Source organism: Phytoactinopolyspora halotolerans (genome assembly GCF_010550675.1).
Taxonomy (GTDB): domain Bacteria; phylum Actinomycetota; class Actinomycetes; order Jiangellales; family Jiangellaceae; genus Phytoactinopolyspora; species Phytoactinopolyspora halotolerans.
This window is the reverse complement of sequence record NZ_JAAGOA010000017.1, coordinates 16,214-36,865: the sequence shown is the minus strand read 5'-3', so window position 1 is coordinate 36,865 and position 20,652 is coordinate 16,214. Positions and strand designations below refer to the sequence as shown.

Annotated in this window: 15 protein-coding genes; 2 read left to right on the top strand and 13 right to left on the bottom strand. The window is 68.2% G+C overall.

What is annotated here, in order from left to right:
• Window positions 1-4: 4 nt before the first annotated feature.
• From G1H10_RS21650 to G1H10_RS21610, 9 genes are all read right to left on the bottom strand, one after another.
• Entirely contained in the window at window positions 5-736 is a 732-nt protein-coding gene (locus G1H10_RS21650; protein ID WP_163741664.1) for an SAF domain-containing protein, read from the bottom strand.
• Between the two features lie 410 nt (window positions 737-1,146).
• On the bottom strand, window positions 1,147-1,476 hold the full coding sequence (locus G1H10_RS21645) for a DUF4233 domain-containing protein (RefSeq protein ID WP_163741662.1): 330 nt from the start codon (window positions 1,474-1,476) through the stop codon (window positions 1,147-1,149).
• Entirely contained in the window at window positions 1,473-2,804 is a 1,332-nt protein-coding gene (locus G1H10_RS21640; RefSeq protein ID WP_163741660.1) for a bifunctional folylpolyglutamate synthase/dihydrofolate synthase, read from the bottom strand. The genes G1H10_RS21645 and G1H10_RS21640 overlap by 4 nt, the downstream gene beginning before the upstream one ends.
• Before the next feature lie 205 nt (window positions 2,805-3,009).
• On the bottom strand, window positions 3,010-5,658 hold the full coding sequence (locus G1H10_RS21635; RefSeq protein WP_163741658.1) for a valine--tRNA ligase: 2,649 nt from the start codon (window positions 5,656-5,658) through the stop codon (window positions 3,010-3,012).
• A 70-nt stretch (window positions 5,659-5,728) separates the two neighbouring features.
• Complete coding sequence (locus G1H10_RS21630) at window positions 5,729-7,954, bottom strand: GAP1-N2 domain-containing protein (RefSeq protein WP_163741656.1); 2,226 nt, start codon at window positions 7,952-7,954, stop codon at window positions 5,729-5,731.
• Complete coding sequence (locus tag G1H10_RS21625; RefSeq protein ID WP_163741654.1) at window positions 7,951-9,171, bottom strand: TRAFAC clade GTPase domain-containing protein; 1,221 nt, start codon at window positions 9,169-9,171, stop codon at window positions 7,951-7,953. Before G1H10_RS21625 ends, G1H10_RS21630 begins: the two co-directional genes overlap by 4 nt.
• A gap of 12 nt (window positions 9,172-9,183) precedes the next feature.
• Complete coding sequence (locus G1H10_RS21620; RefSeq protein WP_216853532.1) at window positions 9,184-9,729, bottom strand: hypothetical protein; 546 nt, start codon at window positions 9,727-9,729, stop codon at window positions 9,184-9,186.
• Window positions 9,730-9,812: 83 nt separating this feature from the next.
• A complete protein-coding gene (locus G1H10_RS21615) occupies window positions 9,813-11,771 on the bottom strand; it encodes a WD40 repeat domain-containing serine/threonine protein kinase (RefSeq protein WP_163741650.1) in 1,959 nt (652 codons plus the stop codon).
• A 101-nt stretch (window positions 11,772-11,872) separates the two neighbouring features.
• Window positions 11,873-12,532, bottom strand: a complete 660-nt coding sequence (locus G1H10_RS21610) for a helix-turn-helix domain-containing protein (RefSeq protein ID WP_163741648.1) — start codon at window positions 12,530-12,532, stop codon at window positions 11,873-11,875.
• Between the two features lie 104 nt (window positions 12,533-12,636).
• Between G1H10_RS21610 and G1H10_RS21605 the strand changes: the two genes are divergently transcribed.
• Entirely contained in the window at window positions 12,637-13,587 is a 951-nt protein-coding gene (locus G1H10_RS21605) for an oxidoreductase (RefSeq protein ID WP_163741646.1), read from the top strand.
• Between the two features lie 79 nt (window positions 13,588-13,666).
• Here the strand turns inward: G1H10_RS21605 and G1H10_RS21600 are convergent, their stop codons facing one another.
• Window positions 13,667-15,652 (bottom strand): heavy metal translocating P-type ATPase, encoded by a 1,986-nt coding sequence (locus G1H10_RS21600; protein ID WP_216853531.1) that lies wholly within the window; start codon window positions 15,650-15,652, stop codon window positions 13,667-13,669.
• A gap of 18 nt (window positions 15,653-15,670) precedes the next feature.
• Here G1H10_RS21600 and G1H10_RS32495 point away from each other — a divergent pair, with 18 nt between their 5' ends.
• The gene (locus G1H10_RS32495; RefSeq protein ID WP_216853530.1) at window positions 15,671-15,925 is read left to right on the top strand and encodes a hypothetical protein; all 255 of its coding nucleotides are present in this window, start codon (window positions 15,671-15,673) and stop codon (window positions 15,923-15,925) included.
• 69 nt (window positions 15,926-15,994) lie between these two features.
• On the opposite strand, the gene G1H10_RS21595 is transcribed toward G1H10_RS32495, so the two are convergent.
• From G1H10_RS21595 to G1H10_RS21585, 3 genes are all read right to left on the bottom strand, one after another.
• Window positions 15,995-17,431, bottom strand: coding sequence for a GuaB1 family IMP dehydrogenase-related protein (locus tag G1H10_RS21595; protein WP_163741642.1), 1,437 nt, complete (start codon window positions 17,429-17,431; stop codon window positions 15,995-15,997).
• Window positions 17,432-17,540: 109 nt separating this feature from the next.
• On the bottom strand, window positions 17,541-18,968 hold the full coding sequence (locus tag G1H10_RS21590; protein WP_163741640.1) for an HTTM domain-containing protein: 1,428 nt from the start codon (window positions 18,966-18,968) through the stop codon (window positions 17,541-17,543).
• Between the two features lie 38 nt (window positions 18,969-19,006).
• Window positions 19,007-20,650 carry a PucR family transcriptional regulator gene (locus G1H10_RS21585; RefSeq protein WP_163741638.1) on the bottom strand — a complete coding sequence of 548 codons (1,644 nt, stop codon included), beginning with the start codon at window positions 20,648-20,650 and terminating at the stop codon, window positions 19,007-19,009.
• Window positions 20,651-20,652 lie beyond the last annotated feature (2 nt).

Here is a 20,652-nt window from a genome sequence, read left to right as displayed (position 1 = left end):
CGCGTCACTCCTCGGTCTCGTCGCTCAGCGAGCCACCACGTTCGACGAGCACCACGGCCAGACTCTCATTGAACGCACGGGCAGCCACCGTGGCCGCATCGGCGCTGGGGATGATGAAGGTGGCCATGATGCCGCCACCGCTGACCACATCACCCTCCGAGCCGGTGGTGGAGCTGACCCGGACCTCTTCCGCGATCACCTCGCCGGAGCCGTCAGAACTGACGCCGACGAGGTTGACCACGTCGCCGGCCATCAAGCCGCTGGCCGGGTACCGGCCGGCGGCCAGCGACGCACCGACGGCGACATGTCCGTCGGTCAGCATCCCGCTTCCCCCGATCATGGAGGTGTCCAGAAGCTGACCCTGTTCGATCCGGACGGTGGTGTAACTTCCCACCACCTGGTCCAGTTGCGAGGCCGGAATGAGACGCGTTCCCTCGGATGCGACCTGCGTTGTGCCCAGGTGCGCTTCGGTGATCTGCTGGCCGGGCGCGATCGGTTGCTCCATGATGAGCACCCCCACGCGCTCGTCGGCCCGGATGGCGAGGAGGGCAGCGACCGTGGCGCCACCCACGATGAGCAAGACGGCCAGGGCAGCCAGCGCGGGCCGCCGCTGCCGTGGAGGCGCGGGAAGACGGTCGGCCTGCGCGACAGCGGCTGTACGTCGGATGCCACGCTGTTCGCGGGCGCGTTGACGGTCTGCCGCCTCATCAGCGACATGCGGTGTCGTTATGGCCATACTCCCTATGTCATTCGCTATTTCGCGAACGTGACCTTATCCTGCGATTAGTTGATCTTCAAGTCGTCGTGATCCAACATGCACAATACGTCAACCGCGATGTCACGGCGCGGTGAAGGTCACACCGCATGTGTAGAGTAGCCATGCTGGGCTACACGCTCGCTACACGAACGCGCTCGCCGACGCTCTCGCGCCCACTGAAGCGAACGCCCGCTCGTCCCTCGGCGTTCACTCCGCTCGCTCGGCGCCTCGCCGCTCCGCCCACCCCAGTCACGCTCAGCTTCTCACTCACTACGCGAACACACTCGTCCCTCGGCGTTCACTCCGCTCGCTCGGCGCCTCGCCGTTCCACCCACCCCAGTCACGCTCAGCTTCTCACTCACTCCGCGAACACACTCGTCCCTCGGTGTTCACTCCGCTCGCTCGGCGCTTCGCCGTTCCACCTCCGGGCCCAGCCGGAGCAGCATGAACCACATCAGGGTGAAGATCCCGCCCAGAACGAACATCATCGGCACCACGAAGCCCATGGCGATCGCACCCACCTGCGCCGCCGACCCGATCATGTAGCCCCGTCGACCTCGTCGCACCGTCGCCGCACCGGCGAAGCACAGCAGCGCCACGATCGCGGCCGACACCCAGCCCGCCGTCGTCGAGACATCCGAGAGGTTGATCGCCACCGGCACGGCCAGCAGCACCACGATCATCTCGATACCGAGGATCGAGGATGCGATCCGGTTCACGATTCGACTCCGAAACTCGCCCGGGCATCACCGGCGGTGACAACAGATCCGGTGATCACCACTCCGTGTCCGCCCAGTGAACCGGCCCGCTCGGCGAGCGTCAGCCCGACATCGACCGCCTCCGGCAACGGCGACGCCTGGTGAACACGGTCCTCGCCGAAGACGTCCACGGCCACCCGCGCCACCGCCTGCGGCGGCAGGCAGCGCGGCGAGGAGTTCGAGGTCACCACCACCGACTGCACCACCGGCTCCAACGCGGCGAGTATCCCCTCCACGTCCTTGTCTTCCAGGACAGCCACGACGGCCACCAATGCGGTCGTCGCGAACTCCTCGGACAACGAGGCCGCCAGTGCCGACGCACCGGCCGGATTGTGTGCGGCGTCCACCAGCACCACTGGCCCGCGCCGGAGCACCTCCAACCGCCCTGGCGAGCTCACCCGGGCGAAAGCGGCTTGCACAGCCTCGACCGCAAGCCCTTCCCGTCCACCGCCGACGAACGCCTCCACGGCCGCCAGCGCGAGCGCCGCGTTGTCCGCCTGATGCGCACCGTGCAGCGGCAGGAACACGTCGTCGTACGGGCCGGTCAGCCCCTGCAGCTGCAACATCTGGCCGCCGACCGCCATCTCCCGGTCGCGTACGCCGAACTCCACGCCGGCCCGGGCGACAGTTGCGCCCACCTCCCCGACCCGGGTCAGCAGCACCTCGGCCGCCTCCTGTTCCTGGCCGGCCAGAAGCGTGAACGAGCCTGGCTTGATCACACCGGCCTTCTCCCCGGCGATCGCCTCCATCGAGTCGCCGAGGTAGTCCATGTGATCGAGCGAGATCGGGGTGACGACGCTGACCTTGCCGTCGGCGACGTTCGTGGCGTCCCACGTGCCGCCCATGCCCACCTCGATCACCGCAACCTCGACCGGTGCATCCGCGAAGGCGGCGTACGCCATCGCCACCAGTACCTCGAAGAACGAAAGCGGCACGTCCTGCTTCGCGTCCACGATGCCCAGAAACGGTTCCACCTCGGCGTAGACCTCGGCAAACCGTTCCTCACTGATCGGCTCGCCGTCGACGACGATGCGCTCGGTCACCGAGACCAGGTGCGGACTGGTGAATCGTCCCGTCCGCAGGTTGAGCTCACGCAGCAACTCGTCGACCATCCGCGCCGTCGACGTCTTCCCGTTCGTCCCCGCGACGTGGATGGTCGAGAACACCTGCTGCGGATTACCGAGAACGTCGAGCAGATCACGGATGCGGTCCAGGGACGGCTCAAGCTTGGACTCGGGCCACCGTGTCCGCAGCGCCTGCTGGACGGCCTCGAAGTCAGGTTTGCTCACAACTCACCAATCTCTCACACAACCGTCGGTTCCGGTCGGTTCGCTCCGATCCCGCCTCGCGCAGCAACACCAAGCTTCCACACTGCCGGCACAACGACACCATGCCTCCACGGTGTGCTGTCTCGACCGGCATCATCACAACCTCGTGGAACCTTGGTGCAGCGCCGACCGACGCAGGTGCGCAGGGTGTGCGCGCGTGCCCCCGTCAGCGCGCAGCCAGGCGATCTAGCTGAGCCTCGAGGCGAGCGATCTCGGCCTCGGCGGTGGCGCGGCGGGCGCGCACCTTCTCCACCTCTGCTTCAGGCGCCTTGGCGAGAAACTGCTCGTTGCCCAGCTTGCGGTCGGACTGCTCGAGGGCCTTCCGCTCGGCGGCGAGATCCTTGGTGAGCCGCTTGCGTTCCGCCTCGACATCGACCGCCCCGGACAGGTCCAATTCGATGGTCACGCCGCCCACGGTCAGCGACGCCGACGACGTGAACCCCTCGTCCGGCGTGTTCAACCGTGTCAGGGAGCGGATCTCGGCCTCGTGCGCGGCCGGCACGCCGGCCATACCGTCCAGCCGCGCAGCCACCCGTTGCCCCGGCTTGAGCCCTTGGTCGCTGCGGAATCGCCGGATCTCGGTGACCAGCCGCTTCAACTCCTCGACACCGGACTCGGCCACGGCGTCGCTATGGGCATCGGCGTCCGCAACCGGCCACGTCGCCACGACGACGGATTCGTCCCCGGTCAGCGTGGTCCACAACACCTCGGTGACGAACGGGGTGACCGGGTGCAGCATCCGCAGCAGGTGATCGAGTACGTGGCCCAGCACCAGCCGCGTCCGCTCGGCTGCGTCGCCGCCCTCGTTCAGCGGGGTCTTCGCCAGCTCAACGTACCAGTCGCAGAACTCGTCCCACGCGAAGTGGTACAGCGCGTCACAGGCCTTGGCGAACTGGTAGTCCTCGTAGAAGGCATCGACCTCGGCAAGGGTGGCGTGCAGCCGGGAGAGAATCCACCGATCCGGAGCCGAGAGCTGCTCCGCCGGCGGAAGCTCGCCGACCTTCGCGCCGCTCATCAACGCGAACCTGGTGGCGTTCCACAGCTTGTTGCAGAAGTTCCGCGACGCCTGCACCCAGTCCTCGCCGATCGGCACGTCGACGCCCGGGTTGGCACCCCGGGCCAGCGTGAACCGCAGCGCGTCCGACCCGTAGGCGTCCATCCATTCCAGCGGGTCCACCGCGTTGCCGAACGACTTCGACATCTTCTTGCCGTGCTTATCCCGGACCATGCCGTGCAGGGCGATGGTGTGGAAAGGAATCGCGCGCTCGGGGCCGTTGTCGGCGTTCGCGTACAGTCCGAACATCATCATCCGGGCGACCCAGAAGAACAGGATGTCGTAGCCGGTGACCAGGACCTGGTTCGGATAGAACTTCGCCAGTGCCGGCGTCTCGTCCGGCCAGCCGAGGGTGGAGAACGGCCACAGCGCCGACGAGAACCACGTGTCCAGCACGTCCTCGTCCTGCTGCCACCCCTCACCGCTGGGCGGCTCGTCGTCGGGACCGACGCAGACCACCTCGCCGTCCGGTCCGTACCAGACCGGGATGCGGTGGCCCCACCACAGCTGCCGGGAGATGCACCAGTCGTGCATGTCGTCCACCCACCCGAACCAGCGCGACTCCATCGACTTCGGGTGGATCGCCACCCGTCCGTCCCGGACGGCGTCGCCGGCCGCCTTCGCCAGCGGACCGACGCGCACCCACCACTGCAGGGACAGCCGAGGCTCGACGACGGTCTTGCAGCGCGAACAGTGCCCGACCGCATGCAGGTAGGGCCGTTTCTCGGAGACGATCCGGCCCTGCTCGCGCAGCGCGGCGACGACCGCCGGGCGGGCCTCGAATCGATCCAGCCCTTCGAACGGTCCCGAGGCCGTGATCACTCCTCGCTCGTCCATGATCGTCAGCTGCGGCAGGTCGTGCCTGCGGCCGATCTCGAAGTCGTTCGGGTCGTGCGCCGGGGTCACCTTGACCATGCCGCTGCCGAACGAGGGGTCGACGTGCGCGTCGGCGATGACCGGGATCTTCCGCCCGGTCAGCGGCAGCTCCACCTCGGTGCCGATCAGGTGCTGGTACCGCTCGTCGTCGGGGTGGACGGCGACGGCGGTGTCACCGAGCATCGTCTCCGCCCGGGTGGTGGCCACGACCACGTCGTCGCTGTAGCGGATCGAGATGAGCTCGCCCTCGTCGTCGCTGTGCTCCACCTCGATGTCGGACAGCGCCGTGTGGCAGCGGACGCACCAGTTGATGATCCGCTCGGCGCGGTAGATCAGCTCGTCGTCGTACAGCCGCTTGAAAATGGTCTGGACGGCGCGGGAGAGCCCGTCGTCCATGGTGAATCGCTCCCGGCTCCACGCCACGCCGTCACCGAGGCGGCGCATCTGGCCGAGGATCATGCCGCCGGAGCGCTCCTTCCACTCCCACACCTTCTCGACGAACGCCTCGCGGCCGAGGTCATGCCGGGACACGCCTTCCTTCGCGAGCTCACGCTCGACGACGTTCTGGGTGGCGATGCCGGCGTGGTCCATGCCCGGCATCCACAGCGCCTCGTACCCCTGCATACGGCGGCGCCGGATCAGCGCGTCGATCAGGGTGTGCTCGAAGGCGTGGCCCAGGTGCAGGCTGCCGGTGACGTTCGGCGGCGGGATCACGATGCAGAACGGCGGTTTGTCGCTGGTGTCGTCGGCCTCGAAGTACCCACGCTCCACCCACCGCTCGTATACCGGAGCCTCCACCGCCCCGGGGTCGTAGACGGTGGGCAGAGCTTGCTCAGCGGAACCAGGAGACTCGTTCGACGTGGCGGAGGGCGTGGATTCGGTCACGCCGGAAGAGTTTACGGACTTCTCACGTGTCTGTGCACAGCGCAACCCCGCTGGAGGCAGATGATCGGGTCTACAGCGACAACCACCACTGCTCGGCGTGCCCGCCCGCCCGATGAGCTAGCTTCTCGGCTCGTCGTCTGTCGCCGATGCTCAAGCGGCGCGCGGCGTCGGCAGCGCTACGCTGCCACGCCTGATTCCGAAGCCGGAGCCGGCGGTTCACCATGCCCTTCGTCAGCTCGAGCCGACGTTCGCCCACCATCTCAGTGACGAGGACCAGGTATGGCAGAGGAGACAGATAGTCGGGGCCGACGGCACCGCGCTTCGCGAGCTGCAACAGGGCGCCCGCGAACTCATCGTCGTCGAGCCATGGCATCGCTCGGATCCGCGCGCCGACCCGAATGACGCACTCCAGGCCGACGACGGTCTGCGGCAGGACAGCGAGCACCAGAGTCGCGAGCAGATACCGGTGTTCGGTACGGGCGACGGCGTCCACAGCCCGACCCAACGCGTACTCCGCCGACGCCGGGTCTTGTTCACGTGCGGCTTGCGCCAGACTACCGATGACGGCGAGCAAAGCAGACGACCTGCGTCCGTCGACAACGCTCAGCACGGATGTCACGTCAGCTGATATCGGCAGGTGAGGCCTGGCATGTTCTACGGCGTCTCTGGTGGCGGAGAGCACCGCATCGGCGACGATCGCGTCCCATTGCGGGTCGACGGGCCGGATCCGCGTGAACAGCACGGCCAGTTCGGACGGCCGTTCCGCGGGTTTGAGCCTGGCGAGCATGGCCACGACCAGGGACCGGCGGTCTACTTCGGCGAAGCCGTCGACGGTCGCCGTCACCACCTGCTTCACGACGTGTGGCGGTTGATCCGCCAGCAAGCGGATCAACGGCCCTGAGGTTGCGAGTGCGCGCGCGGTCACCGGTCCGAGTGCGGGATATCGGAACAATCTGTCGAGGGCGGGAGTGGGATCCTCACCGGCCGTCAACAATCTGGCCAGGGCGCGTCCGCGCCATGTCATCGGCACATCACGGCTATCCACCAAGCGCAGCGACTCCGCCCGGTCGCTTCCCAGCAGGGCGTCGACGACGTGATCGCTGATGTGGAGGTCCGCAGCCGTTCGCAGGAGGTCGATCCGGTCTTCTAGGCCGAGCCGCCCCAGTCTGGTGCGGGCACCAGAGGTGAGGACCGCGGCTCTGAACGCGCGCTGAAAGACCGGCGGGGCGGACCGCACCCGGCCGAGCATGTCCGACAGCCGGTGACCGGTGTTCTCCAATGCCAGCTCAGTGCCGAGCACCGCTTGCGTGGCGGGGGTGAGCAGTTGCAAGGCCGACCACGCCTCTTGCTGACCAGCCGCCAGGAAGCGGGCCGCCGACCGTCGGCCAAAGGAGTATTTGAGCAGCGTCTCGGTAGGTGCCGGCCGCGTCAGCACATGTGGCACCACCGCATCGATGGCATTACTGTCGACGTCACGTCGCTGGATCGACGGCAAGAATGCGGCCATCCGCTCGACCGCGCCGTCGGAACCGTCGGCCGTTGCGGCGGCCAGCAGGATCTCGGCAAGATCGGCATCTTCAGGAGAGTCCGATATCAGGATCCGGCAGCCGTCGCCCGTGGTGCCGCTGCCGTGGGTCGTCTCTTCGGTCACGGCGCCGCGCGGGGCGGTGTCGGCGGCGTGCATGCCGACGACGTGAAAGCCCGCTGCATGTTGCGGCGCCTCGTACGTCGAGAACTGCAGCCCGTCGAAGAGACCGGGGAGGCGACGGCACAGGACGGCCATACACGCGATGGTGATGGCAGGCGGCTCGCGTAGTACCGCGCACATGGCGCCGCGGCCGTGCAAGATAGTCGCTAGAACAGCCTCGAGCTGCTCGGGACCGATCCGCGGTACCGGAGCGGGGGGAATGTCCGCCAGCTCGACCGGACCTAATGGCGGCGGCACAGTTCCGCCATCCCACCAGTGCGACGAGCCGAACCGCTCGGCCACATCCGCCAGCGGCAGCTCGTCCGGGTGACCGACCACAAGGTGCGCGAAAAAGTTGCCGGGCCGGCCAGTCGGGTCATGGCCGAGGTGGCCGCGCCGAAAGACCCACCGGGTCGAGCCGTCGGTCCACCAACCGTACGAAATCGGCGGTTCTTCACCGGGGCCCAACGCCGCCGGCGCATGGTACCTGCACAATCGCAGCGTCTGGGTGGCCAGCCAGCTCCGTGGCTTGGCCAGCTCCCCCGTGGCGGCAACCGGCCGGAAGCCACCGTCGAACCAGGTGAACAGCAGTTGATCGAGCGGTTTCACGTGGCAGGCTCGGTCAGGGCGGGGATCCGGAACAGGACCGTGGCGAGCGGGTCGATACATCGCTGCGGCGCAAGATCGATTACTTCACCGTTCTGCGGGTTGGATCCCAAGGCGGCAACGGCGTGAAAGGAGATCAGTTCCGGGTCTAACATCCTCTGAGCGTTAAGCAAGTCCCACTCCGAGAGACCCTGTAGTGCCCGGATCACCGTCTGTTCCAGGTCCGACAGGTCCTGGTTCCATTCGTCCGCGTCCTGGCGATCCGAAGGTTCCTTGAGAAAACGGCCGATCTCGGGCAGGGCGTCGGCCACGAGGTCCGACTTCGACAGTGTGACGGCGATCGGCGTGCGCCGTCCCGGTTCCAGCTCCTCCACGCATGCCCGGAACAGCGGGCCCTGCGGGTAGTCCAAGTCGTCGGCGTGCAGGACGCCGCGCTCGGCCCAGGAACGACCGTCCGGGCGGTCGAGGCAGACCGGATCAATCAGGAAGATGATGGCGTCGGCCCGCCGCATGAATCCGCCGAAGCGACGCCGCATACTCTTGTCCATCAGCATTTCCCCACCGATGTCGTGCAGGAACAACAGCGCCGGGTCGGAGCCCTCGTATTGGATCCGGCACACCAGCGGCTTCTTCGCCACGTCCTCGTCGAACTGCGTGCCCGGCAGGATCTCCTTTCGTCGAAACAGCCGGCGGTGATATTCCTGCCGGTATGTCTCGACCGATTGCTCGTCGAGGGTGAACTGTTCGAATCCGAACCGAGCGAGCCGCTGCTCTCGCCATGCTTGCTGCAGCACAACAGTCAGGTAGCTCGACTTTCCGGCCGCAACCGTACCTACCACCGGAACGATGAAGATCCGTCCGGTGTCGATCTCCGCCGGTAGCGGAGTGAGGCATGTGTCGTGGGTGCACAGCCGGGCGGGGCTGTCTTCGAACGCCGCCAACTCGGTGGGGCGGGGCAACGGCATCGCGCCGCGCAGCGACTCGCGTGCCCGCCCGATCGGGCCTCGATTCGAGGTCTGACTCGCCGGCAACGGCGCCTCCGCCACGACGGGCCACTCGCCGACCCATCTCAACGGCTCGGCGCCTGAGGCCGGCCGGTCCAATGGCTCACCGGTCAGCCGGTCGCCGAAGTTCGTCGCAACGATCGGGAGTTTGCCCAGTACGACGTCTCGCCCGCAGTAGGGGCATGTGCGGGTGGTGTTCATCGGCGGCTGGGACATCACAGGCTCCTGTCACCGGGGAATGAACGGGCCGTCCTGACCTCGGTTGCGGATGGTGTGCACCCTGGTCTCCGGATCCGACGAGAGCGCGAGATAGAGGATGGCCGTCACGACGAACACGACATTGGGAACGATCGACGGGCCCAACGACAGGCCTTCCTCCTGGATCGTGTGGGCGTACACAAGCAGGAATTCGATGGTGGCGATGGTGCCGAGGAACACCAAGATCCGCACCACCCGCTTCTTGTCTCTCCAGATGCGCCGGCGCGTGAGCAACCATCCGACGCCGTACCCGAAGGCGGCGGCCGGGACGGCGCTGAGCACAACGCCCACGCCGCCGGCGTCGGACAATCCGTCGACAGTGGCACCGGCCAGCGTCAGCCCGGACGCGTTGACAGCCAGATCCGCCATACCGCCGACCAGCACCATCGCCGCAAGCAAGTACCGATACTGCAGGTTCGTTGGTTGAGTGACAAGCCGGAAGAGCAGGTAGACGAAGGCAAGAACGCTGAGCACGAGGAGCGTATTCAACAGGAGACTCAGAACAATGACGACCATGGGCGCCCCCAAGGTTCGTGATCAAGGGAGTACAAGCATGCCGGGTGGCTCGCGGCTTGTCTATGCCGCGCGACCGGCAACCATCAGGAGGCGAGGCTCCATGCGTGGACGGAACCGTCGGCGCCGCCGGCCACAGCAACCGGAAATCCCGCTACCCGGGTCACGGCCAGCGCGACGACCCGGCCGATTCGGCATCGGATGGGCTCACCGATGCGGCGCCCGGTGGTCAGATCCCATACTCGCAGGGTGGCGTCCCGGGCAGTCGCCAGCAATGCAGGGCCGCCGTCGAGCTGAGCTACAGCGAGTGAATCCGTCCCACGACGGAAGGTGGCAGCCTGGTCGATTTTCACAGCCTGTTCACCCGTTGCCAGACTCCAGGTCCGGATCATCCGTCTCCCCAGCACCGGGGCGCGCCCATAGGTCACCACGAGCGGTTGGCCGACACGCTCGATCACACCCATCAACTCAATCGAGCCACCGACCATCCGCCGAGGCGCGGGCGCCAGGTCGCCAGAGGCCGGATCGAACACCCACACAGCACGCCGAAGGATCGTATCTGCACGGCATCCGGCGACGATCACCTGCCGCCCGTCCCACTCGGCGACCGCAAGCTGGCTGATGACCGGCGTGGCACCGGGGTCGTAGCGGTAGAACGGAAGCGTCAGCGGCCGGCGGATCAATGCACCATCAGATAGATCGAAAAACTCTACGACGGTGCCCCCGCCCCGGATGAGAACAGCGCGCCCCTCCCAGCGGCTCACCGTCACGATGTCGCCTACCTCGTCCCACTCCCGCACGCAGGCACCTGATGCCATGTCCCACGTCTTCACCCGCCCGTTCCGATCACTGGAGACCACCGTCGGAGCGCCATCAACGCACGTGATGAGCACCTTGGTGATGCGGTCGGCGTGACCATGCATCGGCTCGCCGACCGGCTGCCCAGTGACAAGATCCCAGGCCCATAACGTCCGGTCGACGTCAGCGGAGACGACGACCGGTCTCCCCCGCGAGTCGTCGACGGCCAGTGCGGTCACAGCCCCGGAACGGCCGTTGAAAACCGCAGCTACGCGCTGCCCGAAGGGCGGGATGACCTCAGTCGGCGGGGAGGACGCTGTGCCGGCCGTCTGGCCCGTGGACGCTCCCGCGGCGGGGAGGAACAGCGTCGACACCGACGCCGTCGATGACGCGGCCGGAGCGCCAGCGTCCGCTTCCGGTTCTTCCCGTGTCCGGTCGTCATCGGTGAGAACGGCCAGCAGATCATGTACGCCCGGCCGCGCCCCTGGCCGCTTGGCCAGCGCGGCCGCCAACAGTGGGCGAAGGCGTTCTGGCACCGCCGACAGATCCGGCTCCTCATGCAAGACGGCATGGATGATCGCCGGAAGCGCTGCGCCGCCCTTGCCGAAAGCCACCCGCCCGGTGGCGGCGAAGACCATTGTGGCTGCCCACGCGAAAACGTCCGATCTGGTGCCGGCCGGTTGATTGGCGATCTGTTCGGGGGCGATGTACGCCGGGGTACCGACAATGCCCTGGCCGGTGGTCGCATGGTGACCCGCGAACCGGGCTATACCGAAGTCGATGACGACGGGTCCTTCCGGACCCATGATGACGTTGCCCGGCTTGAAGTCCCGATGGATGATGCCGGCACGGTGGATCGCCGCCAGCGCCGTCAGGGTGGTGACGGCGAGCCGGTCCAGGCTGCTGCCCGTCCGAGGGCCGTCCTCGGTGACCAAGTGGTGCAAGGACGGCCCGGCGATGTACTCGCTGACCACGTAGGGCACGTTGGCTTGAAACCCGACGTCGAGAACTTGCGCGGTGCAGAACGCGGCCACCCGCTGCGCTATCTCGGCTTCCCGGATGAATCGCATCCTTGCCTTGGAATCCATGACCATCCGGTCGTGGAGCACTTTGACCGCGACCTTCCGGCCGTCCGGCGCCAGACCCAGATAGACCGATCCTTGGCCGCCCCTGCCTAGCACCCCGACCAGCCGTGATGTGCCGATCTGTGTCGGGTCGCCAGCGCCCAGCGGCGGTGGATCGGGCACAGGCACCACATCCTGTCAAGATCCAAGCGGCTACGTGCACAACACCTTAGTGGAGCCAGGCGTGCCGGCGGTGGGTGGCGGCGCTGATCATTGAGGACCGGTCAGATGAGGCCTATCTCCCGGGCGCGTACACCGGCCTGGAAGCGGGACTCGGCGCCCAGGGCTGCCATGAGTTCGGCGACCCGGCGGCGGTAGGTGCGCACGCTCAGCCCTAAGGCTCGGGCGGCAGCCTCATCCTTGACGCCTTGCCCGAGCAGGTCCAGCACCTGCGGCGCGATCTCCCGGATCTCGGCGGTCTGCGCGTCATAGGTGGCCAGGTCGGCGGCCGACCGCCAGACGGCTTCGAACAGGGAGGTCACGCCTTGGACGGTCTCGCGCCGCGTGATGAGGCTGTAGCTACGCTCACCGGCCTGCACGTCGCCGGCCAGGATGACCACCTTCCCGTCGAGGATGATCGTCTCGTTCAACTCCTCGGTGGAGACGCGGACCTGCGCGCCATGCCGGTCACGGGCCACCGCGATCTGCTGCGCCCAGGTCGGCTCGAGCAGCATGCCCGCGCGGTAGACCTTACGGATACGCAGGTCGGTGCGGCGCTGCCGCGGGTCCACGGCGGCCGTGTGGTCCGCGCCGCGCGTGAATGTCCAGGTGGCGAGGTTGTTGGCGGCGCACGTGATGTCGGTCGCGTTCGCGAACAGATGCGCCGTACGGCGGAACACCTCGTGCTCTCCGCGCACGATGGTGACAGTCTCGGTGGTCGGCATACCCCTGTGTCTCCCTCGCCCGACAGATCCGGTTGAATCGGCTGATCTTGGCAACAAGCTGCCAGCATCGAGCATTCCGGTGCGTGCCCGGCCAGGCTGAGGACATGACCACCGAACAGAGCACCACGACCCGCACACCCACGAGCACCCCGACCGCGGACTCCGCCGGCACCTGGCAGCTCGGCGATCTCACCGTCAACCGGATGGGCTTCGGCGCCATGCGCCTGGGCGGCATGCCCTGGGACGAGAAGCCACGGAGCAGGGACGACGCGATCACCGTCCTGCGCCGCGCGATCGAGCTCGGCGTGAATCACATCGACACCGCCGCGTTCTACTTCGTCCCCACCCGATCGGCCAATGAGCTGATCAGCACCGCGCTCCAACCCTACCCCGACGACCTGGTCATCACCACGAAGGTCGGTCCGACCCGTTCCCGCGAGGGCGAGTTCGAACCGATGGCCCGGCCCGACCAGCTCCGCAGCCAGGTGGAGGAGAACATCCGCCAGCTCGGCCGGGACCACATCGACGTGGTCAATCTGCGCTGGGGCACGGGATTGGGCAAGGAATCCGGCTCCGTAGCCGAACACGTCGGTGCCCTCAGCGAGCTGCGCGACGCGGGCCTGATCCGGCACATCGGCATCTCCAACATCAGTGCAGAACAGCTCACCGAGGCGATGACCGTCGCTGATGTGGTGTGCGTGCAGAACCGCTACGGCCTGACCGAGCGGCAGGACGACCACCTCGTCGAACTCACCCGCCGGCATGGCATCGCGTTCGTGCCGTTCTTCGCTATGGGCGCCGGCGTGCCCGGCGCGGTGCCGGGCGGCAGCGCGGACGAGGTGGGCAAGGCGGAGATCGCCGCGGTCGCGGAGGCGCACGAGGCCACACCGACACAGGTCCGGCTGGCATGGACCCTGCACCGCGGCCCACACGTCCTGGCGATCCCCGGCACCGGCAACCCGGCGCACCTGGAGGAGAACATCGCCGCCGGCAGCCTCAAGCTGACCGACGACGAGCTCGCATTGCTCGACGGCATCGCCGCCGACGCCGCGTAGGACAGCATGTGGAGCCGGGCGCGGGGATGCGGCGTGGCTGTATCGCCGCATCCCCGTCGCGGACCATGAACGCCGGCGCTCAGGCGGGCTGCGGCACGGACTCGTCCCGTTGCCGCAGGTCGACGCGGCGGAGCAGCTGAGCGTTCGCGGCGACGACGATGGTGGACAGGCTCATCAACACCGCGCCGACGGCCATCGGCAGCACGAATCCTGCCCAGGCCAGCACACCCGCCGCGAGCGGGATCGCGGCCAGGTTGTAGCCGGCGGCCCACCACAGGTTCTGCAGCATCTTGCGGTAGCTGGCCGCGGAGAGCCGGCGCACGGCGACGACGGCACGCGGGTCGTCCGAGGCGAGCACGATGCCGGCGGATTCCATCGCCACGTCGGTGCCGGCGCCGATCGCAATGCCCACGTCGGCCCGGGCCAGGGCGGGAGCGTCGTTCACGCCATCCCCGACCATCGCGACCGTGTGGCCCCGCCGCTGCAGGTCGATGACGGCGGAGTCCTTGTCCTCGGGCAGCACTTCGGCGAAGACCTCGTCGATGCCGATCTCCTTGGCCACGGCATCGGCCACCTGCCGGGCGTCTCCGGTGATCATGGCCACCTTGACCCCGAGTCGATGTAGGGCCTCCACCGCCGCACGGGACTCGGGACGTATCTGGTCCTCCAGCGCGAGCGCGCCGATCACCGAACCGTCCCGGAACACGTGCAGGACCGCCGCACCGCGTCCCTGCCACTCCTCGATCGTCCCGCCGAGCTCCGCCGGAACGTCGACCTGCAGTTCACGGAGCATGGCCGGACCGCCGACGGCGACGGTCGCGCCGTCGACGTCCGCCTGGACTCCGCGGCCGGTCATCGACCGGAAGCCCGCGGCGCTCGGGACATCGAGTGAGCGCTCGCGGGCAGCGGCGACGATCGCCCGGGCCAGCGGGTGCTCGCTGTCGGCCTCCACGGCGGCGGCCACGGCCAGCACCGAGTCGGCGGCGCCGGCACCGTCGGCCCCGGCGACCTCAGCGGCGGCGACGCCGGTGACGGCGTGCTCACCCTTGGTGAGCGTGCCGGTCTTGTCGAACAGGACCGCGTCGACGTTGCGCATCCGCTCGAGTGCGAGCCGGTCCTTGACCAGGATCCCGTTCCTCGCCGACTTCGACGTGGAGATCGACGTCACCAGCGGGATGGCCAGGCCGAGGGCGTGCGGGCAGGCGATGATCAGCACCGTGACGGACTGCGTCACGGCATGGTCGGGGTCACCGAGGAGCGCCCAGACGACGACCGTGATCGCGGCGACGACGATGGCGACGTAGAACAGCAGCGCCGCGGCACGGTCAGCCAGGACCTGGCTGCGCGACTTGGACTCCTGTGCCTCGGCCACCAGCCGTTGAATGCCCGCGAGCGCCGTGTCGTCGCCGATCGCGTCGACCCGCACCCGGATGGAACCGTCGGCGGCGACGCTGGCCGCCACCACCGGGTCGCCCTCGCTCTTGGCGACCGGGTTCGATTCCCCGGTGATCATCGACTCGTCCAGCTCCGCCGTACCGTCGACGATGGTGCCGTCGGCCGGGACGCGCGCCCCCGGGCGGACCAGGACGACGTCGCCCACGGCGAGCTCGGCGATCTTCACCGTCTCGACGTCGCCGTCCGCGGTGACCCGATCAGCCTCGTCCGGCAGTAGCTCCGCGAGCGCCGCCAGCGCACCCTGTGCCTGGCCGATCGCCCGCATCTCCATCCAGTGACCGAGCAGCATGATGACGATCAGCAGCGACAGTTCCCACCAGACTTCGACGTCGAACCAGTCGAGGGTGGCGGTCCAGCTGGCCACGAACGCCACCGTGATCGCCATCCCGATCAGCAGCATCATGCCCGGCTGGCGGCTGCGCGCTTCGGCGATGGCGCCGACGACGAAGGGCCACCCGCCGTAGAAGAAGATCACCGTGCCGAGGACCGGCCCGACCCAGTCGATGCCGGTGAAGTCGAGCTCGTAGCCGAACCAATCCATGATCATGTGACTGGTGAGGACGACCGGAATGGCGAGCAGGAGGCTCAGCCAGAACCGGTCCCGGAACATCGCCGGCGAGTGCCCCGCATGCTTGTCGTGCCCACCACGCCCACCGTGCGCACCGTGACTGCCATGATCTCCGTGTTGCGCGGCGTGGTCCGCATCGCCGGTGTGGCGCGGGTGTCGAGCTGTTGCGCCATGCTCATCCTGCACTGTGGCTCCGTGCTGGTGTACGTGCGAGTGTTCCTCAGGCATCTGGCACCTCCGCGTCAGTTATACCCCATACGGGTATCCACCAACACCGGAAGGCGCGAAAAATTCCCGCGGCTCGCGGTTTTGTGACACACGAACGCCCCCGGCGGAACGATCGCGCCGCCGGGGGCGTGCTTCAGGTCAGGGCGCCTGCGGGGGTCACCAGCTGGTCGGCACCGGCATGCCCTCGGTGAATCCGGCAGCGGTCTGCACGCCGACGACGGCCTGCGTGTGAAAGGCCTCCAGGTTGTCCGCGCCGGCATACGTGCAGGCGCTCCGGACGCCCGCCACGATCCCGTCCAGCACGTCCTCGACGCTGGGCCGCTCCGCATCCAGGTACATCCGGGCCCGGGAGATGCCTTCGCCGAACAGACCTTTACGAGCCCGCTCAAAGGGGGTGTCGTCCGCGGTCCGGGCCTGCACCGCCCGGGCCGACGCCATCCCGAAGCTCTCCTTGTACAGACGCCCCTCGCTGTCCCGCAGCGCGTCGCCCGGCGACTCGTATGTCCCGGCGAACCAGGAGCCGATCATCACGTTCGACGCGCCCGCCGCCAGCGCAAGGGCGACATCCCGGGGATGCCGGACGCCGCCGTCGGCCCACACATGCTTACCCAACTCGCGCGCCCGGGTCGCACACTCCAGCACGGCGGAGAACTGCGGCCGGCCGACGCCGGTCATCATCCGCGTCGTGCACATGGCGCCCGGACCGACACCGACTTTGACGATATCCGCACCGGCTTCGACCAGGTCCGTCACGCCGTCCGCGGTGGTCACGTTACCGGCCGCGATCGGCACCTGCGGGTCGAGCTGGCGGACGGCGTGCAGCGCGTCCAGCATCCGCTCCTGGTGTCCGTGTGCGGTGTCGATGACCAGAACGTCGACACCGGCGTCGAGCAGCGCCTTCGCCTTGGCCGCCACGTCACCGCTGATGCCGATGGCCGCGGCGATCCGGAGCCGCCCGTTCGCGTCGACGGCCGGCGCGTACAGCGTCGACCGCAAGGCGCGCTGCCGGGTGAGCACGCCGACGATGCGGCCTTCCGAGTCCACCACCGGCGCCAGCCGGTGACCGCCACCATGCAGCCGGTTGAACGCTTCCTCCGCGCCGATGCCGTCCGGCAACACCAGCAGGTCCGTCGACATGACGCTGCGGACCTGAGTGAATCGGTCGACGCCGTCACAGTCCGCTTCGGCCACCACGCCCACGGCACGGCCGTCCTCCACCACCACCGCGGCGCCGTGCGCACGCTTGGGCAACAGGTTCAGGGCCTCGCCGACGGTGCCGGACGGGTCCATCCGCAGCGGAGTGTCGTAGACGACGTGCCGCCGCTTCATCCACGCGATCACATCGCTCACCACGTCCACCGGAATGTCCTGCGGGATCACCGCGAGGCCCCCGCAACGTGCCAGCGTCTCCGCCATCCGCCGCCCCGAGACCGCGGTCATGTTCGACGCGATGACCGGTACCGTCGTCCCGCTGCCGTCCTGGGTCCGGAGATCGACGTCGAGCCGCGAGCTCACGTCCGAACGGCGTGGCACCAGGTAGACATCGCTGTAGGTCAGGTCATGCTCGGGCACACGGTCATGGAGAAAACGCATCGTTCAACCCCCGCGGGTGTAGGCAGCACTCACCAGCCTACGATCTCGCACCCGCTTACTGGTGATCACCGACGCTCGGCCGGACCATGACCGGTCGCGCCGTCGTTGATCACGGGAGTGGCGTGTCGAGCGGGCGGATCCAGTCAGCGTGCCCCCACCAGACGAGTTGCGCCGACGCCAGGTCGATCTTCGGGTCGACGATCGGAGCCGGCGCACGCCCGTTCAGCGAGACCGACGTCACGGCTCGTACCTCGGCTCCGTCATGCTGATCAGAGAGGTAATGGGCGAACCGCACCAGCCGTTCCGGGTGACCGTACAACCGGAACTCCTGCAGCGCGTTCAGATGCTCGGATGCTTCGACTCTCCACGTCGCGCCGTTCTCCGTGACGTAGAAGACGCCGGTTCCCTGTTTGTCCCGCAGCTTCATATGCCAGGAGAAGCGATGACCTTCCTCCGTCCAGTTCGGCGAGCCGGGAATCAAGACATGCCGGAGCGGCACCAGGATCTGCACTGCCGCCCACACCGCCAGGAACGTCGCCAGCGTCGAGGAGATCCGCGGCTGTGGGCCGCCCTCCGCCCGGAGTGTGCTCGTCGAGTCTCCATCGCCGACGCGTCCACGCCCGGCGGCTACCCGCTGCACACGCGCCCGCGCGCGTGCCACCGGCGCCGCCGCCCGCAAGGCGACGACCCACGCCCACACTCGCTCAGGCCAGTCCGGGCGGAAGTAGATCGTCGACGCGGCGATCATCAGCCAGGGGAACACGAACAGGCCGAACAGTCTGACATTGAGCAGATGGAAGCAACAGGCCACCAGGAAGGCCGGCACCTGGGTGCGGCGGTGCAGCAGCAGAAACGTGATCGCGAGATCGAAGATCAGCGATCCGTACGTCATGAACAGGACAATCGGTTCATGCTCGAACAACGGGCCGATGATCGGGATGTCGGTGCGCGCATGCAGCCACATACGCAGCGGCTCGCCCTGCAGCCAATCGGAATTCAGCTTGGCTACCCCGCCGTAGAAGTACACGATGCCGAACTGGAACCGGATCAGCCACACAACCCAGGCCGGAATCGTGGACGATGCCAGATCCGGCCGGCGCCAGGCGTCCAACGACCATCTCCGCTCCAGCGGCATGAAGATCATGAGGAACGACACGAGCGAGATCAAGTACTCGTGGTTCTGAAAGTATGTCGAGTCGATCAGGACGACGTACGTGTGCAGGACGAAGAAACCTGCGACGGCACGCCGGTACCACAGCCCGAGCGCGATCAGGATCGCCAGCAAGCCCTGCACCACATACACGGCGTGGATGCCGAACCCGGGCAGCGGCTTGATGAAGTCGAACCACGCATAGGAGAAATGGAACGACGTGTCGACGTAGTACTCGTGCACCAGGGTGGGCAGGTAGAGCAGGACGTTGACAAGCATCGCGATGCCGAAGGCGATCCGGAAGAACGCGGCGCTTGCGCCGTTGACCGGCCGTGCCGCGGCTTCCCGCCATGTCGCCGCGGCGCGCAGTTCCGTGCCGACCGCCACACGATGATCTTACGGTCACAGCACCGCCGCATCAGCGGTTATACCGAAAACCACGACGGTTCTCGGTACCGCTGGGTTCGAGGGCTCAACCGCAGCTCCAGCATGGCGGCGAACCGTGCCTCCGGATCCTCCAGGTCGATCCCACCGACCTCACCGATCCGGCGCAGCCGGTACCGGAAGGTGTTCGGATGGACATGCAGCGCCGCCGCCGCGCGACGGACGTCGCCGAACGCGTCCAGCCACGCGCGCAGGGTCTCCACCAGCACGCCGCGGTGCCTGACGTCGTAGGCGGCCAGCCGGGCCACCGGCCCGGACGGCTCCTGCCGCTCGGCCGCCAACAGATCGCCCAGCTCCAGCAGGATGGACGCCGCCCAGACGTCTTCGGATCGCGCCACCTGCGAGGGCACCTGGCCGTGCCGGAGGACCCGGAGTGCCCGGTCCGCATCGGCCCGCGACCGCGGAAGCTCCGACGCGTCCTGCGCGATCCGGCCGATACCGATGACAACGGCGTCGTGGTCTCGGATCCGGCCCAGAAACTCGCGCGCCACGGCGACGGCCCGCCGGTCCGCGGCGGCGTCGTTCGCGGCCAGCGGGATGACGCCGTAGACCACGCCACCCACCAGCGCCGCCGCCGAACGCGGATGCACGGCGGCCAGATGCAGCGCGAACGCACCGCGGATCCGCTGCAGTTCGGCTTCCAGGCGCGACGCATCACCGTGCTCGCGCACCGTGAGCGCGAGCACACAACTCGAACCCGCCGCAAGCCCGAGCCGGCCGGCGGCCTCCGTCGCGCTCGGACCGCCCTCCAGCAAGGTGGCGACCAACTCGGCGCGCAGCCGCCGCTCCACGTCGGCACCGGCCCGCTGTCGGAGGATATGCAACGCCACAAGCTTCGCCGAGTCGATGAACGCCTGCTCGCGCTCCCGGGACAACGGCCCGGTGACCGCGGCCCAGATCGACCCCAGCACCTCGTCGCCGGCGCGGATCCGGACCGCGACCCGGGGAAGGTCGACGCCGGCCAAACCCGTGACGTAGACCGGCTGGTCCGAACCGTACAGCGCCCGGAAGACTCCGCGCCGCTCCAGCTCCCGGGTGTACCGCTCCGGTACCTGCCGGCCCAGCACGGTCTCCTTGCGCGGCTCGTCCGCCCGGCCCTGGTCCGCGGAGAACGCCAGCACCCGGGAGTTGAGGTCCTCGATGGTCACCGGACCACCCAGCAGCTCGGAGACAGCCCCGGCCAGGGCGAACAGATCCCCCGCGGCCGCTCCGGCCAGCGTTTCGCCGTCGTCACCGCCGCCGAGGTCGTCCACCGCGAGTAACGAGCGCAGCAGCGTCGCCACTTGTGCCCAGGACGCTCCCCTGGTGAGCCCGAACAGGACGACCCCGGTGTCGCGCACGGCATCGCGCACCGCGCGCGAGGTCTCCACCGGCACCCGCACCACCAGGCCCGCCGCATCGGCCTTGCCGATCTCCCGGATCACCGACGCGATCTCCTCGGCTCCCGCCAATCCGACACCGAGCACCAGTGCTCGTTCCGCGAGGTCCGGCGGATCCAGCGGATCGTGGAAGACGACGCCGCCCACACCGGTGGCCGGATCGACCCGGCCCGCGACGACCTCCAGCAGCGTCGACCCGAGATCGTCCATGACGCGGCTGAGCGTTGCGCGCGGCCGGTGCACCATCT